We start from the raw sequence: 16,539 nt of genomic DNA on the forward strand, positions 1-16,539 counted from the left end.
CTATACTTTAAAAAATAATTCTGGAAAAGCCTCTTGCGGTTTTTGTCTCAAAATAATTACTTTATAATAAGAATGTATAAAACCCATTCCATATCCATAGAATTGTTTCCAAATTGCAATTAGTGACAAATAACCTATTTTAATACTTTTATTCTGATAAGATGACACCAAAAACAGTACCAAAAAGTAAATAAAATACAATTGAAGCAGGTAATCAAAATTAAAAATCAATAACAATACAATTGAAGTAAAAAATCCAATAATAAAAACCGAAGGAAAGAAAAAAGTAAGTTTATTGTATTTTGGATACCAACTATTTAAAATCGGTCGTGCTTTGCCAAATTTATTTACCTGAGTTGAAAACTTATCCCAATCAATTCTTCGCTTATGATATACAAATGCTTTTGGAAAAAGTTTGGTCTCAAAACCCAAGTTCCACAAACGAATTGACAAATCAGGATCTTCACCTGGATGGATGTTTCCAAAACCTTTGGATGCTTCAAAAGCTTTGCGAGACAATCCCATATTAAAACTCCTAGGTTGAAACTTATCAATTTTTTCAGAACCACCTCTAATTCCGCCAGTAGTTAAAAAAGAAGTCATCGCAAAATTAATTGCTTTTTGTATGTCCGAAAAACTATCTAAAGCTTTATCTGGTCCTCCAAAACAATCCACATAATTTTGTTTTAAAGCTTTATCAACTTCTGACAAATACTCCTCTGGAATAATACAATCCGAATCGAAAATAATAAAATAATCTCCTCTGGCATTTCTCATTCCATAATTTCTAGAGTCACCCGGCCCAGAATTTTCCTTGTAATAATAGGAAATATCAAGTCTATCACCGTATTTGCTGGCAACATCCTTACAAATTAAAGTAGATCCATCTTCAACTAATACAATTTCAAAAATTTCTTTGTATGTTGTATGAGACAAACTTTCTAAAAGTTCATCAACTTCGTCTGGCCGATTATAAACTGGGATTATTAAGGAAAATAACATAAATTAGAATGTGGTATTATTATTATATTTTAAGTGTTGAAAATTTTAACAAATATAATCTTTATCCATAAAAAAACCATCAACTATTAATTGATGGTTCTATAAATATTTTTTAATAAAATAGAGGATTACCCAATACTTTCGATGTTTACCACTTCGTTCGCATCTGCTTTATAATCTACTCCTGCTACGTCAAAGCCAAATAGATTGTAAAAATCTTTTCTGTATCCTTCTAAATCACCGATTTCAGATAAATTTTCAGTTACAGCTTCAATCCACAATTTAGCCACTTTTTCCTGAACGTCAGGACGCATTTCTAAATCGTCAATACGGATTCTTCCTTTCTCATCTACAGGAACTTCATTTCCAGTATATAATCTTTCTTGATACAAACGTTGAATTTGCTCAATACAACCTTCATGAATCCCTTCTTCCTTCATTATTCTGTACAATAAAGAAATATACAATGGAATAACTGGAATTGCTGAACTTGCTTGTGTAACTAATGCTTTATTTACCGAAACAAATGCTTTACCATTAATAGCAGCTAAACTGTCAGTAATAGCAAATGCTGTCGCTTCAAGATGATCTTTAGCGCGACCAATAGTCCCTTTTCTATAAACCGCCTCAGTTAATGATGGCCCTATATAAGAATAAGCAACAGTTGTAGCGCTGGGAGCCAATAGATTTTGAGCTTTTAAAGCATCAATCCACATAGCCCAATCTTCACCACCCATCACGGCAATTGTATTTTCAATATCATCGCCACTACATGGCTCAATTGAAATTTCTGAAACTTTACCAGAATGAAAATCAACCGTTTTATTGGTAAAAGTACTTCCGATAGGCTTCAAAACAGAGCGATGCAAAACACCGGTAAGCGGATGCATACGAACAGGAGAAGCCAAACTGTAGATTACTAAGTCAACTTGCCCTAAATCAGCTTTTATAAGATCTAATGTTTGTTGTTTTACTTCATTCGAAAACGCATCACCATTGATACTTTTTGCATATAAACCTGCTTTATGCGCTTCCGTTTCGAAAGCAGCAGAATTATACCAACCTGGTGAAGCTGTTTTTCCTTCTGTTGGCGGTTTTTCAAAAAACACACCAATTGTAGCAGCATCAGAACCAAAAGCACTTGTAATTCTGGAAGCCAAACCAAAACCGGTTGAAGCTCCAATTACTAATACTTTTTTAGCCCCGTTTATAGGTCCTTTTGATTTTATGTATTCTATTTGATTTTTAACATTTTGTTCGCATCCTTTTGGGTGAGATGTCGTACAAATAAATCCTCTCATTCTAGGTTCTATAATCATACTCTTGGTTATTCGTTTTTTTATTTATTCGTGTAATCGTCTTATTGTTGATGCAAAAATCTTGTTTTCAAAAGTAAGCAAATATAAAGTAAAAAATTAGTTCAGCAAGGCTTTAGCATGATTTAAGGCCGAATCAGAAACGACACTTCCAGATAACATTTGTGCGATTTCCACAACTCTCTCTTCATTGCTTAATAACTTCAATTCAGATTGTGTATCGTCCCCAACAGTCGATTTAAATACTTTGAAATGTGCATTTCCTTTAGCAGCGATTTGTGGTAAATGGGTAATAGCAAAAATCTGCATTTCTTGACTCATTTCTTTCATGATTTCCCCCATTCTGATGGCGATTTCTCCGGAAACACCAGTATCAATTTCATCAAAAATTAATGTTGGGAGTTTTGAGTATTGTGCCAATATAGCCTTAACAGCAAGCATAATCCTTGACATTTCTCCGCCAGAAGCCACTTTTTTTAATAAACCAAAATCAGTTCCTTTATTGGCAGAAAATAAAAACTGAAGTTCATCTTTTCCGTTCTGGAAATAGGTTTCCGTAGTATTTATATCAATATTGAAGCGGACATTTGGCATTCCCAACGTCTCTAGAATGGCAATCAATTTTTGAGATAAAACTGGAATCGATTCCAATCTATTCGTATGAATTGTATTCGAAAAAGCATCTAATTCAATTATTTTTTGTTCGATAGAAATCGTCAGTGCCGCAATTTCCTCTTCCATGTTACCTAATTCTAAAACCGAATTTTCTAGATTGGTTTGAATTCCCAATAGTTCATCAACAGATAAAACCTGATGTTTCTTTTGCAAAGTAAAAATAACCTGAAGCTTTTGACTGATTAAATCCAATTGTTCCGGATCATTAATCAGTTTTTCAGAACAGCGATTCATTTCATCAGAAATATCATCAAACTCAATTGTCAAGCTTGTAATCCTTTCTAACAAAGAATGATATTCAGTCGAAAAAGAGGCGATTTTTTGTAATGAAACCTTGATTTCATTCAAATTATGTAAAACTCCAATTTGTTCTTCATTGGCTATTGCCAAAGATTTATCAATCGATTCTTTTATAATTTCAACATTATTTAATTTTTCAAAATCAACCTCAAGAGTTTCTTGCTCACCAGATTTTAATTGTGCTGCGACTAATTCATCCAGTAAAAAAGTGTTGTATTCCTGCTCTTTCTTAGATTCGCTTTGTCTTTTCAGCAGCGAATTTAATTTGGATTTATCCGATTTATAGCTTTTTAAAAGCGATTGATATTCCAAAATTGTTTCTTTATTATTGGCAATTGCATCAATAATTTCAAACTGCACATTTTCATCCGAAAGTTCCTGGGTTTGCTGTTGTGAATGAATATCAATCAAGAATAAGCTCAGTTCCTGCAATTCCTGAAGATTTACAGGGCTGTCATTTATAAAAGCTCTTGATTTCCCGGAAGGAAGAATTTCACGTCTGATTATGGTATCATTTTCATAATCTAAATCATTAGCTTCAAAAAAAGGAAGTAAATTATACTTAGAAATTTCAAAATGAGCTTCAATAATACACTTTTCATCTTTGTTTTTTAAAGAAGTCAAGTCAGCTCTTTTTCCTAAAACCAGTCCTAATGCTCCTAAAATTATTGATTTACCAGCACCGGTTTCACCTGTAATTGTTGAGAAACCTTTTGAAAAATCGATAGTCAATTTTTCTATTAAAGCATAGTTTTTTATCGAAAGTGACGTTATCATTTTTATTTATTTTTTGTGATGATGAGCTGGAATTAAACTAAAAATTGGAAAACAATTAATATTTTATCAACGCCCATTTACTTGAATTTAAAGGAGATATTTTATTCAGATTATCGACTAAATCTGAAATTGTAATACTAGGTCCACCAGAGAATACAGAAACGATTTCATCTGATTTAGCATCGAAAAAGACACGGGTTAAAAAAGCATTAGGTCTTGAAGCATTTAGTTTAGCTAAATCCATTAATGATCCTTTTATTTTTTCTTTAGACGCTTTTAAATCCTGACTCATTAGATCTAAACCAGTATGATAATCAAACATGGTTTGTCTGATTTGCTTGAATGGAGGCGATAAAATATCATTTATCAAAAAATACCTAGTTTGGTTTCCATCAGCTTGGCTCCATCCTTTTGATCCACCTTGTTGTGCCACATTCGAAATATTTTGGGCTATTTCAAAACTTGGGTTACCAGATTCAGTAACAAATGTGTCTGCATCCATTCCTAAAATTACATACGTGTAAAATGCAAGTACAGAAACTAAATTAGAATCAAACGAAGTTGGATTAAATATTAGATTTTCAAACTCTGTATATCTAAAATTAAAGTCTTTATCATTATAATTTAATACTGGAGATGAATAAGAGGAATTAAAAATAGGTCTGGAAGACTGTACTTGAATTGTGGCTGTAAATTGATCAGAACTATTACCAGAAATAGTGATATACATCGAACAATTAATTTTTTCGTTTTGTTTAAGTGTCTGACCTGTCCAATCCGTTTTATTTACAAACTCACTTACAGAAGCTTCTAAAGTTTTAAAAATTTGTTGATTTGTGACACTCAATCGTTGTGAATCAACTGTTACTGTACAATTTAGTTGTTGTGCTTGAGCAAATCCAAAAATAAAAAGCAGCAAAAAAGTAAATATTTTATTCATCTGTAGATTTTTATTATTTTGGTTTTATCTAAATCGCAACTATATGTGAGGTGAAATTACAAAATACTATATTCCTTTATCAAAGTGAACTACTACTTTGTTAAGGATATCGTCTGCTACTGCTTCTTTCGATTTTAATTCCATAGGTTCAATATTGAAAAACTTATCGATAAAAGTAACCTTATTGGTTGGCTTTCCAAAACCCGCTCCTTGATCTTGTAGCGAATTTAAAACTATCAAATCTAAGTTTTTTTTCTGAATTTTTAGTTTTGCATTTTCAATTTCATTTTCTGTTTCTAATGCAAAACCTATCAAAAACTGATTTTTCTTTTGTTCGCCCAAAGAAGCTAAAATATCTTTCGTTTTTTCGAGTTCTATTGTGAAATTATCAGCGGCTTTTTTTATTTTTTGTTGGGCAACGTTTTTAGGTTTGTAATCTGCAACGGCTGCAGCTGCAATCGCAACATCTACGTCAGCATAAAACTGATGACAAGCCACATACATTTGTTCTGCTGAAACTACTGAGATTACCTTTATCAATGGATTTGAAACTTTACAATTTGTAGGTCCCGAAACCAAAATCACCGAAGCACCTAAATTCGCAGCGCTTAAAGCGATATCAAAACCCATTTTACCCGAAGAATGATTGCCTATAAAACGCACAGGATCTATTGCTTCGTATGTGGGACCGGCAGTAATCAATAATTTTTTTCCTTTAAGAGGCAACTTGCTATTTAAATCCGCTTCAATAAAAGCTACAATGTTTTCAGGTTCTGCCATTCTTCCTTCACCCGATAATCCGCTTGCCAATTCACCGCTTTCAGCAGGAATTATGACATTGCCAAATTGAGTCAGAGAAGAGAAATTAGCAATGGTAGAAGGATGTTTGTACATATCTAAATCCATTGCGGGAGCAAAATACACTGGACATTTTGCTGATAAATAGGCTGCAATCAAAAGATTGTCACAAGTACCATTTGTCATTTTCGACAATGTATTGGCTGTTGCAGGCGCAATAACCATCAAATCAGCCCAAAGTGCTAATTCAACATGATTGTTCCATTTTTCATTCTCGTCGTCTTGATTATAAAAACTGGAATGTACAGGATTTTTGGATAACGTGGATAACGTAAGAGGAGTTACAAAATCCTTAGAAGCAGGTGTCATTATCACTTGGACATGTGCACCTGCTTTTATGAAAAGTCGTACTAATGATGCTGTTTTATAGGCTGCAATTCCACCAGAAATTCCAAGTAGAATTTTCTTACCGCTTAAAACTGACATAGTAACTATTATTTATTTGAATCTCTGTGGTAAATTTTACCATCTAACCATTCCTGAACTGCTAAAGCGTGTGGCTTAGGTAGTTTTTCGTAAAATTTTGAAACCTCAATTTGTTCTTTGTTTTCAAAAACTTCTTCAAGACTGTCATTATATGTAGCAAATTCTTCCAATTTCTCAGTCAATTCTTTTTTAATTTCAGAATTGATTTGGTTTGCTCTTTTAGCCATAATGGTTATCGCTTCATACACATTACCAGTAGGTTCTTCAATAACATTTTTGTTGTATGTTATTGTATTTACTGGAGCATTCGTCTTTTTTAAATCCATGACTTTATTTATTTAGTAAATTTTTGTAAATCTTTATCTATTCGAGCTAACATTTCGTTTGCTACTTTTTTGTATTTAGTTTCAGCATTAAATTTTATTAAATTTGATTGTGCAACTTTAGCTACATTTAATCGCTCTTCCATTTTTGAAGGAATACTATTAATGGCCAATTGATAGGCTGAATCTAATTTATAATACAATGCATCTTCTTTGTAAGGCGTTCCAGGATAATCAGCAACAAAATTATCTAAAGCTACAATAGCCGATTTATAATCAGAAATTGTATTATACCCTTTAGCGTTCTCAAATACTTTTTTCTCAATTTTTTCACTCAGTACTTTTACTGTTGCATTCGCTTCTGCCAAATACTCAGAATTTGGATAATTATCAATAAATGATTGTAATTTATCCAATGCTTTTGTAGTATCCGTTTGATCTAAACTATAAACTGGCGACAACATGGAATAGCTTTTTGCACCAAGATATGCAGCTTCTTGCAGTTTTTCACTTTTTGGATAACCCGAAACGAAACTTTCAAATTGATATCCTGCTAAATAATATTGTTTTGTTTTATAATAGGATTGAGCAAACATATAAAACAATTTTTCCGCTTGAGGTTTTCCTCTATAAGCAGGAGCAATTTGTTCTAAAATACGAATTGCTTTGGTATATTTACCAGCATCATATAATTTAGTGGCCATTTCAAATTTGACAGCGACATCTTCGGTTTTTAATGCTTTCTGGTATTCGTTACAAGAACTGAAAACAGCAACAAGAAGCAATAGAGATAATATTTTTTTCATTTTTTTACTTTTTTTATGATTTCTTGATTGAAACAACCTACGAAATCATACCGAAGTTTCGGTGGCAAATTTAGTTATTAATTTAGCGACTTCAAAATATATTTTTGTTTAAAAAAAGACTGTTTTTTTACCCTTGTTTATTGACTTTTTTAACAAACTGATCAATCCTGCTTGCTAGCGAATCATCTACTTTTACTAATGGCAAACGCACTGTGTTTTCTGAAATTCCCAGTGATAGAAACACTTGTTTGATTCCAGCTGGATTTCCTTGCTCAAAAATCATATCGATACAATCCGCTAAAAGATATTGAGATTTGAAAGCTTCATCCACTTTGCGATTCAAACCTAATCGAATCATTTCAGAAAATTCTTTAGGAAAACCTTGACCTATTACAGATATTACGCCTGATCCACCTGCTAAAACCATTGGTAAAGCAATCATATCATCGCCGGAAATCACAAGAAAATCTTTCGGTTTGTCTTTCAATAATTGCATCGCCTGAACAAGATCTCCTGCAGCTTCCTTAATAGCTACAACATTTTCAAAATCATTAGCCAAACGCAAAACAGTTGTAGGCAGCATATTACTTGCCGTTCTTCCTGGAACATTATATAAAATTACGGGAATTGGGGAGGCTTCAGCAACTGCTTTGAAATGTTGGTAAATCCCTTCCTGAGTTGGTTTGTTATAATATGGAGAAACAGAAAGTATAGCTGTAAATGCAGATAAATCTCTTGTTCTTAGCTCATCAACAACTTTCGCGGTGTTATTTCCTCCCACTCCCAAAACTAATGGTAAAGCACCATTATTAGCTTCGATTACAGTACTAATAACTAATTCTTTTTCGTCTGGAGACAAAGTTGCATTTTCTGCAGTAGTACCCAAAACCACAAGATATTCAATTCCTCCATCGATAGAAAAATTTACAATTTTTTTTAAAGCTTCGGTATCAATTGAAAAATCTTCTTTAAATGGAGTTACTAGAGCAACACCAGTTCCTATTAATGATTGCATATTAGATTTATATTTTGTTTAATAATTTTAAATATTTAAATAATTCACTTATAAAAACGCTGTAATTATTGATTTCAGTTTTAATTATAAAATGATTTAATCTTTTGTCTATTGATGAAAAGCCAACTTTAAATTGTGCTTTTGAATTGTGCGTAATTTGCAATAGTATTGCTTTCTCTACGTTGTAATAACTGATTAATAAATCAAATTTTTCATTGATAAAATCATTTATCTCAACCGATGCAATTTGTCCACTCCATTTAAGTTGTCCTGCACTAAATGTAGTATATTTTATTCCTTGATTTTTCTTTACTATGTCACAATAAACGATTGTTTTTATATTTTCCAGTAAAATTCCCTGCTCTATTAACGCTGCAATCAATAGTTCCGTTGCTGTAAAATCACTGGCATCAACCAGCAAACCAACTGTTTGTATAGTATCATCAGAAACATTAGTTTTTAAATTTTGCAAGCTATTTTTTAATGTTTTTTTTACAAAAAAATTCTTTATATAATTTAAAAACATATTACTTTTACTTGATTACAAAATTAATTAATTAAGTCGCATTTAAAATGGTAAATCTAAAAAAGTATAACGACGTTTCTAAACTTTTTGTTATATTCTTAACATTTTTATTTGTTGCCTCTTGCAGCAAACAAAATTACGTCACAAAAATAGAAGGAAAACGAATTCCTATTACTGAAAAGGAAAATCAAGTTCCTGCAATTGAAAATTTTATAAAACCGTATCGGGAACACATTAACAAAGATTTAGACAGCGTGCTGGCTTATTGTCCTGAAACATTGGATAAAAGCACGGGTAAATGGCAAACTACAATTGGTAATTTGATGGCTGATGTTACTTTGATGAGAGGGAATATCGTATTTCAAGCCAGAGAAAAAAAGAATATTGATATTTGTTTGCTCAATAGCGGAGGGATTCGTTCCATACTTCCAAAAGGAAATGTTACTGCTAGAAACGCTTTTGAAATTATGCCTTTTGAAAACAGTTTAGTTGTTATTGCATTAAAAGGAGAACAAATTTTTGAAATGGTTGACTTTTTTATTGCTGAAAAGAAACCACATCCATTAGCCGGAGTAACATTTACAATTGATAAAAATAATGTTGCCAAAAATATTTTAGTTCAAGGAAAACCTGTTCAAAAAGAGACCATTTATTATGTGGGAACCAATGATTATTTGTCTAATGGTGGAGACAACATGAATTTCTTCAAAAAAGGAGTTCAGAAATTTGATTTAGAATACAAACTTCGAAATATCCTTATTGATTATTTTAAAGAAGTTGATACCATTCCTGTGATAAAAGATGTTAGAATTACGGTTGAATAAGTAATTCGAATTTAAAGAACAAAATAGTTTTAGAAAACGGAAAGCCCTAGCCCTGATTGCAGCGGCATCCCACGCTTTTTTTGCGTGGATACAGCGAAAAGCGGGAAATAGCTCCAAAAAAATATAAAATGAAGAGAAGAGAATTTATAGAGAAAACAGCTGCTGGTTCAGCTTTATTGAGTTTAGGTGTGTCATTGAGTAGTTTTGAGACCTCTAAAACCAGACAATTGACGGTTTTACACACGAATGATGTTCACAGTTATATTGATCCGTTTCCTGCGGATCATCCCAGAAATGCAAATATGGGTGGCGTGGCGCGAAGAGCAGCCTTGATTGAAACGATCAGGAAGGAAAATCCAAACGTGTTACTATTGGATGCCGGTGATATTTTTCAGGGAACGCCTTATTTTAATTATTACGGAGGTGAATTAGAGTTCAAATTGATGAGTATGATGCAATATGATGCGTCTACAATAGGAAATCACGATTTTGATAACGGTGTTGAAGGTTTGCACGCACAAATGCCACACGCTAAATTTGAGTTCATATCCGCCAATTACGATTTTAAAAATACTGTGATGGATGGTTTTGTAAAACCGTATAAAATATTTCATAAAAACGGAATAAAAGTTGGTGTTTTTGGACTTGGAATAGAGCTTGCAGGATTAGTTGACAAAGGAATGTACAAGGAAACCGTGTACAATGATCCTGTTGAAACGGCTCAAGATATGGTTCGGATTTTAAAGAAAGAACAGCAATGTGATATCGTAATTTGTTTGTCACATTTAGGATACAAATATAGAGACGAGCCTACTAAAATTTGTGATTTAAAATTAGCCGAACTGACTCAGGATATTGATTTAATTATTGGTGGTCACACTCATACTTTTCTGGACAAACCTACAGTTGCTAAGAACCTTGTGGGCAAAGAAGTTTTAGTAAATCAAGTAGGTTGCTATGGTATTAATTTAGGAAGAATAGATTTTTATTTAGACAATAATAAAGCAAAAGCATTTGAAGGGAAATCGATTATAGTGTAGCTATAATCGATTTTTTTATAAAATCAAAACATCTTTTCGTACTAATGCTTTTTTGAACAAAGTGAGAAAGTCTCTTACTCTATTCGTTATTTGCTTTTAAGTCGGCATTCAATTTTTCGGCATCAATGACAAATTTGTAAAAAGCGTAATAACTTGTTACATACAAAATCATTCCCAATGGTCTAAAATAGGTTGGCGGCAAATTAGACAAAAAACATTTTTCAATAAAAACAGTAAAATAGAGTGCTGTAGATAATAATCCAAAAATAGATAACCAAGGTGTATTATTACTTTCATTCATGAAATAATTAGACAAAATAACCCCGGCAAGAATCGATACTAAAATATTTTGCATCATTAAGGGATAATAACTTCCCACAGGTATTTCGTCCGAAATAGAAAGCAAATATGAAAAAATAAATATAAAAGGAATTATCGCTATTAGTATTGGTATAAAATCTTTGACCTTATTTAACTTTATAATGTAAACAATTAGTAATGTTCTATGAATTATAATTCCGGCTAACCCCAACATTAAAAAAAATTGTGATTCCGGAATAATAAAAATACTGGTAAGCAACAAAAAAAAGGTAGTTATAAAAAAAAATACATTTCGTTCCTTGGAGGTAATCCAATAAAGATAGATTAGCAGTGCGGCAACTAAGGGTCTAAATGCAAACAAAATCATTTTAAATGAAAACAATTCTGCTAGAACTTCTACAATTGCAAAAGAAAACAAAAAACATACTATTGTATTTTCCTGTATGAAATTATACTTTTTAGTCAGTAGCTGCATCCGTTTGATTTATTAAATTCATAAAATCATCTTCAGAGATTATGGAAATATTAAGTTTATTGGCTTTTTCTAATTTAGCAGGCCCCATATTATCACCAGCTATAAGATAATCCGTTTTTGCCGAAATAGAACTCCCTACTTTTCCCCCATTATCTTCAATTGCTTTTTTCAAATCATCTCTTGAAAATTTCTCAAATACTCCTGAAACTACAAAGGTTTTTCCGGAAAGTATATTGGTTGCATTTGGATTTATTTTTTCAATAATTTCAAATTGTATTCCGTGTTGTTTAAGTCTTTCAATAATATTTCGATTTTCTTCATTTTCAAAAAAATCAAGCACACTTTGCGCAATTCTTTCTCCAATTTCGTCCACTAAAATTAAATCCATCAATGTAGCCTGACTCAATGCATCAATACTTTTATAATGTTTGGCTAGTTTTTTTGCCACTGTTTCTCCAACAAAGCGGATTCCAAGTGCAAACAGAACGCGTTCAAAAGGAATATTTTTTGAGTTAGCGACACCGTTTACTAAATTTTCAGCAGATTTTTGAGCCATTCGCTCCAAAGGAAGAATTTGGTCTACTTTTAATTCATATAAATCAGCATAATTATGAACCAAACCGTTATTGAAAAGTAAAGCTACTGTTTCGCCTCCAAGACCTTCAATATCCATTGCTTTTCTGGAAATAAAATGCTGGATTCTCCCGATAATCTGTGGTGGACAACCATAAAAATTAGGACAATAATGGTTTGCTTCTCCTTCAGATCTGACCAATGCTGTATTGCATTCCGGGCAATTTGTAATGTATTTTGTTGGCTCTGTATTTTCTGGGCGTTTACTTAAATCAACAGCAATAATTTTAGGGATTATCTCTCCTCCTTTTTCTACAAAAACAGTATCTCCAACCCGAATATCTAATTTCTCAATTTGATCTGCATTGTGCAAAGAAGCACGTTTTACTATAGTTCCAGCTAATTGTACAGGCTCTAAGTTAGCTACCGGAGTTATAGAACCAGTGCGGCCAACTTGGTACGAAATAGAATTTAATTTTGTAGAAACCTGTTCTGATTTGAACTTGTAGGCAATTGCCCAACGAGGCGATTTAGCAGTAAAGCCCAACTCATCCTGATAATGAAAAGAATTTACTTTTACCACGACACCATCCGTTTCATAAGGAAGATTGTGCCTATGCGTATCCCAATAATCGATGTATTGAAAAACTTCTTCTAAGTTGTGCGCCAGTTTTGCTTCTTTAGGTGCTTTAAAACCCCATTGTCTAGCAGTTTCCAAGCCTTCAAATTGAGATTTAAAAGGCAGATTATTTCCAATTAAAAAATACAACAAGCAATCTAGCGGTCGTTTTGCCACTTCAGCACTATCTTGTAATTTCAAACTTCCTGAAGCTGTATTTCTCGGATTCGAATAAGGCGTTTCACCAATTTCAATTAATTCCTGGTTCATCTTTTCGAAACCTGCAAAAGGCAAAATGATTTCACCACGAACATCAAATTTATCGGGGAAATTCCCCTTCAACTCTAAAGGAATCGATTTTATAGTTTTGATATTGTTCGTAACATCATCACCTTGAAAACCATCGCCTCGCGTAACTGCACGCTTTAGTTTTCCGTTTTCATAGGTAATACTGATAGAAGCTCCATCATATTTTAATTCACAAGTATATTCTAATGGAACATCGCCTAGAACTTTCTGAATGCGTTTCTCCCAATCGATTAATTCTTCTTTGGAATAGGAATTATCAAGAGAATACATTCGGTGTTCATGCGGTACAGTTTTGAAGTTTTTCGTTATCGTTCCTCCTACACGCTGCGTAGGTGAATTTTCGTCAAAGTATTCCGGATATTGACTTTCAAGCTCTTGAAGCTGTTTTAATTTCAAATCAAATTCATAATCAGAAATTATAGGTTTATCTAACACATAGTAATTATAATTGTGTTGATTTAATTCTTCCCTTAATTTTTGAATCGTATTTTGAATATCCATAGAAAATAAAAATTGGCTATTTTAGTTTTGAAAAAGTGTACTAAAATAACCAATTAAAAATAAATAGCAATACAATTACGATGCTATAATAGTATTTATTTGCTGGTATAAAAGGCCATCGCTCAAAAACGAACCCTGCTGTATCAATTCAAAAATCGAAGTATTACGCTCTTCCGTAAACTCTTTTTTTCCAACTTTCATTTCAATAGTATCTGTAAACATATTATCGCTAAGCCATTGCAATCCTTCTTTAGTCAAAAAATCAACTTCAGGAACTAAGGATTTCAAAACTATCGATTGGACATAGGTGTCAAAACAATGAAAAAGGAAAATATGGTTTTTAGAAAAATGTTCTAAATAAGTTGCTTTCGAAAGAACACCTTCCCAAATTAAATCAGAAAAAACGTCTAATTCTTGTTCCGCAACTTCTGGTTTCTCGGATTTTATTTTGTCCCACTCCGCTTTATCAATAGCTTGAGTTGCTAAAAAAGTACTGAATTCCTGATTCAATTCTTCAAATTGCTCTTTTGTTAATCTTGAGTATTTCATTTATGCTGAATTTATTTCAGCATCTTAATAATTTAAGATGCTCTTTATTTATGAATTAAAGAATCTGAAACAGTTTCAGATTAAACAAAAAAAATCCCGACTTCCATCGGGATTTAATTATATAAATTTAAAAAATTTATGCTTTTTCAGCAACAATTTCATAATCTAATTCAACGATAACATCTCTGTGTAAACGAACGTTGGCAGTATATTTACCAGTACGTTTAACGATTCCGCTTGTGATGAATTTTCTTTCGATTTGTTGTCCACCTTTAGCTAAAGCTTCAGCGATATCAATATTCGTGATTGAACCGAATAATTTTTCACCACCTGCTTTTGCAAAGATTTTAATTTCGATAGCTTTCAAAGCTTCAGCCAATGCTTTTGCATCTGCTACCACTTTAGCTTCTTTGTGTGCTCTTTGTTTTAGGTTTTCAGCTAATACTTTCTTCGCAGAAGAAGTTGCTAAATGTGCATGACCTTGTGGAATCAAAAAGTTACGACCGTAACCATTTTTTACCGTTACAATATCATCTTTAAATCCTAAATTTTGAACGTCTTGTCTTAATATAAGTTCCATGTTGTTGTCCTTTGTTATAGAAGTTAGGTTTCATGTTTCAGAAAACCAACAACTGAGTTAAATTATTATTTTAGTAAATCAGCCACATATGGCATTAAAGCTAAGTGACGTGCTCTTTTCACAGCAACTGAAACTTTTCTTTGGTATTTTAATGAAGTTCCTGTTAAACGACGGGGAAGTATTTTCCCTTGCTCATTAACGAATTTCAATAAGAAATCAGCATCTTTATAGTCAATATATTTGATACCTGATTTTTTGAAACGACAATACTTTTTAGTTTTGTTTGTTTCTATGTTCAAAGGCGTTAGATATCTGATATCTCCGTCTTTTTTTCCTGAAGCCGATTGTTGTAATGTTGCCATGATAATTAAGCTTTTGTAGATTTTAATTTAGTTCTTCTTCTTTCAGCCCAAGAAATAGCATGTTTATCAAGACTTACAGTCAAGAAACGCATTACTCTTTCATCACGTCTAAATTCAGTTTCAAAAGCAATAAGAACTTCTCCAGCTACTTTGAATTCGAATAAGTGATAAAAACCACTTTTTTTGTTTTGAATTTCGTAAGCCATTTTTTTAAGGCCCCAGTCTTCTTTCGATACCATTTCTGCTCCTCTACTAGTAAGAAAATCTTCAAATTTGCTTACTGTTTCCTTTACCTGAACTTCAGATAAAACGGGATTTAAAATGAAAACAGTTTCATAATGATTCATAAATGTATATTTATATATTAATTTGGGTGCAAAAGTAGTTAATTATTTTCAATTTCCAAGCCCTAATTGTATAAAAATTATTTTTGAGTAAAAAAAACTCAATAAATTAGTTCCGTAAAAAAAATAAAATTATATTTACTTACCCGAATTTAAAATTTCAATGTTATGAAACTAAATTGTGTCGTTGTCGATGATAGCTCAATCCAGAGGATGATCATAGCAAAATTAGTAAATAATCATACCAATTTACACCTAATAGGTGATTTTTCCAATGCAATAGAAGCTAAAAATTGCATGTCAATAAATAATGTGGATCTAATTTTTCTAGATATAGAAATGCCTGTAATAAGTGGTTTTGATTTCTTAGATGGTTTAAAAGTAAAACCACAAATTATATTTATTACATCAAAAGCTGAGTATGCAATGAAAGCTTTTGATTATGATGCTACTGATTATCTTCAAAAACCTATAGCTGTTGATCGATTCAACGCATCAGTAAAAAGAGCTATTGATTTATTTTCTTTAAAGAAAGAAAATAAGGAAGAAGAAGGCGAACACATCTTTATAAAGAGTAATCTAAAAAAATTAAAAATTTTCACCTCAAAAATAAAATGGATCGAAGCTTTTGGCGACTATGTTAAAGTAGTTACTGAAGATGACAGCAACCTAGTTCTTTCAACTATGAAATCCTTTGAAAATGATCTGTCTAAAGAAAAATTTATTAGAGTGCACAAATCCTATATTATAAATATAGACAAAGTTGAACGCTTCAATAGCAAATTTGCTGAAATTGGGATTACTAAAATTCCTTTAAGCAGGAATAAAAAAGAAGATTTAGTAAAAGCGTTGTCTTTTGCCTAAAATTCTGAAATATAAATCTTAGATCTATTACAATCATAATCCCTAACTTTAGACAAATCCTAAAAAAGTGGCTGTTGATTATTATAGAGATTTTATAAATAAAAAACCTCTAAAGCTAAAACTTTAGAGGTTTTTTCGTAAGCTTCTATTCATAGTCGCTCTATAAAATTAGCCTAATTAAGAATTAAAACTTTAGCAAAACTTAGCAGTCATT

General features: G+C 32.0%; 18 protein-coding genes. 3 read left to right on the forward strand and 15 right to left on the reverse strand.

The genetic code is table 11. The features are described from left to right. The 9 genes from BMX64_RS08875 to BMX64_RS08915 all read right to left on the reverse strand — a co-directional run bounded on the left by BMX64_RS08875 (position 1) and on the right by BMX64_RS08915 (position 8,964). Entirely contained in the window at positions 1 to 1,002 is a 1,002-nt protein-coding gene (locus tag BMX64_RS08875; RefSeq protein WP_091170479.1) for a glycosyltransferase family 2 protein, read from the reverse strand. 128 nt (positions 1,003 to 1,130) lie between these two features. Continuing rightward, complete coding sequence (gene fabV / locus BMX64_RS08880) at positions 1,131 to 2,321, reverse strand: enoyl-ACP reductase FabV (protein WP_091170482.1); 1,191 nt, start codon at positions 2,319 to 2,321, stop codon at positions 1,131 to 1,133. Positions 2,322 to 2,417: 96 nt separating this feature from the next. Continuing rightward, on the reverse strand, positions 2,418 to 4,070 hold the full coding sequence (recN, locus tag BMX64_RS08885) for a DNA repair protein RecN (RefSeq protein WP_091170486.1): 1,653 nt from the start codon (positions 4,068 to 4,070) through the stop codon (positions 2,418 to 2,420). Positions 4,071 to 4,125: 55 nt separating this feature from the next. After that, positions 4,126 to 5,010 (reverse strand): type IX secretion system protein PorD, encoded by an 885-nt coding sequence (gene porD / locus BMX64_RS08890; protein ID WP_091170490.1) that lies wholly within the window; start codon positions 5,008 to 5,010, stop codon positions 4,126 to 4,128. A 66-nt stretch (positions 5,011 to 5,076) separates the two neighbouring features. After that, positions 5,077 to 6,294, reverse strand: a complete 1,218-nt coding sequence (gene coaBC / locus BMX64_RS08895; RefSeq protein WP_091170493.1) for a bifunctional phosphopantothenoylcysteine decarboxylase/phosphopantothenate--cysteine ligase CoaBC — start codon at positions 6,292 to 6,294, stop codon at positions 5,077 to 5,079. Between the two features lie 8 nt (positions 6,295 to 6,302). Continuing rightward, complete coding sequence (locus tag BMX64_RS08900; RefSeq protein WP_035671643.1) at positions 6,303 to 6,620, reverse strand: DNA-directed RNA polymerase subunit omega; 318 nt, start codon at positions 6,618 to 6,620, stop codon at positions 6,303 to 6,305. Positions 6,621 to 6,628: 8 nt separating this feature from the next. Continuing rightward, positions 6,629 to 7,423: an outer membrane protein assembly factor BamD gene (locus BMX64_RS08905; RefSeq protein ID WP_091171137.1), complete on the reverse strand. Its 795-nt coding sequence runs from the start codon at positions 7,421 to 7,423 to the stop codon at positions 6,629 to 6,631. 127 nt (positions 7,424 to 7,550) lie between these two features. Further along, a complete protein-coding gene (gene dapA, locus BMX64_RS08910; RefSeq protein WP_091170496.1) occupies positions 7,551 to 8,438 on the reverse strand; it encodes a 4-hydroxy-tetrahydrodipicolinate synthase in 888 nt (295 codons plus the stop codon). 7 nt (positions 8,439 to 8,445) lie between these two features. Continuing rightward, the gene (locus tag BMX64_RS08915) at positions 8,446 to 8,964 is read right to left on the reverse strand and encodes a DUF6913 domain-containing protein (protein ID WP_091170499.1); all 519 of its coding nucleotides are present in this window, start codon (positions 8,962 to 8,964) and stop codon (positions 8,446 to 8,448) included. A gap of 47 nt (positions 8,965 to 9,011) precedes the next feature. Between BMX64_RS08915 and BMX64_RS08920 the strand changes: the two genes are divergently transcribed. Continuing rightward, positions 9,012 to 9,788: a 5'-nucleotidase C-terminal domain-containing protein gene (locus BMX64_RS08920; protein WP_091170502.1), complete on the forward strand. Its 777-nt coding sequence runs from the start codon at positions 9,012 to 9,014 to the stop codon at positions 9,786 to 9,788. Between the two features lie 128 nt (positions 9,789 to 9,916). After that, positions 9,917 to 10,828, forward strand: coding sequence for a bifunctional metallophosphatase/5'-nucleotidase (locus tag BMX64_RS08925; protein ID WP_091171141.1), 912 nt, complete (start codon positions 9,917 to 9,919; stop codon positions 10,826 to 10,828). A gap of 79 nt (positions 10,829 to 10,907) precedes the next feature. On the opposite strand, the gene BMX64_RS15590 is transcribed toward BMX64_RS08925, so the two are convergent. The 6 genes from BMX64_RS15590 to rpsF all read right to left on the reverse strand — a co-directional run bounded on the left by BMX64_RS15590 (position 10,908) and on the right by rpsF (position 15,464). Then, positions 10,908 to 11,234, reverse strand: coding sequence for a hypothetical protein (locus BMX64_RS15590; RefSeq protein ID WP_143056070.1), 327 nt, complete (start codon positions 11,232 to 11,234; stop codon positions 10,908 to 10,910). Positions 11,235 to 11,607: 373 nt separating this feature from the next. Beyond that, positions 11,608 to 13,626 (reverse strand): NAD-dependent DNA ligase LigA, encoded by a 2,019-nt coding sequence (ligA, locus tag BMX64_RS08935; protein ID WP_091170510.1) that lies wholly within the window; start codon positions 13,624 to 13,626, stop codon positions 11,608 to 11,610. A 75-nt stretch (positions 13,627 to 13,701) separates the two neighbouring features. Continuing rightward, positions 13,702 to 14,175, reverse strand: coding sequence for a DUF6495 family protein (locus BMX64_RS08940; RefSeq protein WP_091170514.1), 474 nt, complete (start codon positions 14,173 to 14,175; stop codon positions 13,702 to 13,704). Positions 14,176 to 14,311: 136 nt separating this feature from the next. Beyond that, positions 14,312 to 14,755, reverse strand: coding sequence for a 50S ribosomal protein L9 (gene rplI / locus BMX64_RS08945; protein WP_091170517.1), 444 nt, complete (start codon positions 14,753 to 14,755; stop codon positions 14,312 to 14,314). A gap of 65 nt (positions 14,756 to 14,820) precedes the next feature. Then, positions 14,821 to 15,117, reverse strand: coding sequence for a 30S ribosomal protein S18 (gene rpsR, locus BMX64_RS08950; RefSeq protein WP_007138295.1), 297 nt, complete (start codon positions 15,115 to 15,117; stop codon positions 14,821 to 14,823). Between the two features lie 5 nt (positions 15,118 to 15,122). After that, complete coding sequence (gene rpsF / locus BMX64_RS08955) at positions 15,123 to 15,464, reverse strand: 30S ribosomal protein S6 (protein ID WP_035671622.1); 342 nt, start codon at positions 15,462 to 15,464, stop codon at positions 15,123 to 15,125. A gap of 165 nt (positions 15,465 to 15,629) precedes the next feature. On the opposite strand from rpsF, the gene BMX64_RS08960 reads away from it, so the two are divergent. Beyond that, on the forward strand, positions 15,630 to 16,325 hold the full coding sequence (locus tag BMX64_RS08960) for a LytR/AlgR family response regulator transcription factor (RefSeq protein ID WP_091170520.1): 696 nt from the start codon (positions 15,630 to 15,632) through the stop codon (positions 16,323 to 16,325). Positions 16,326 to 16,539 lie beyond the last annotated feature (214 nt).

Origin of the sequence: Flavobacterium sinopsychrotolerans, from assembly GCF_900110375.1 — a bacterium.
Lineage (GTDB): Bacteria > Bacteroidota > Bacteroidia > Flavobacteriales > Flavobacteriaceae > Flavobacterium > Flavobacterium sinopsychrotolerans.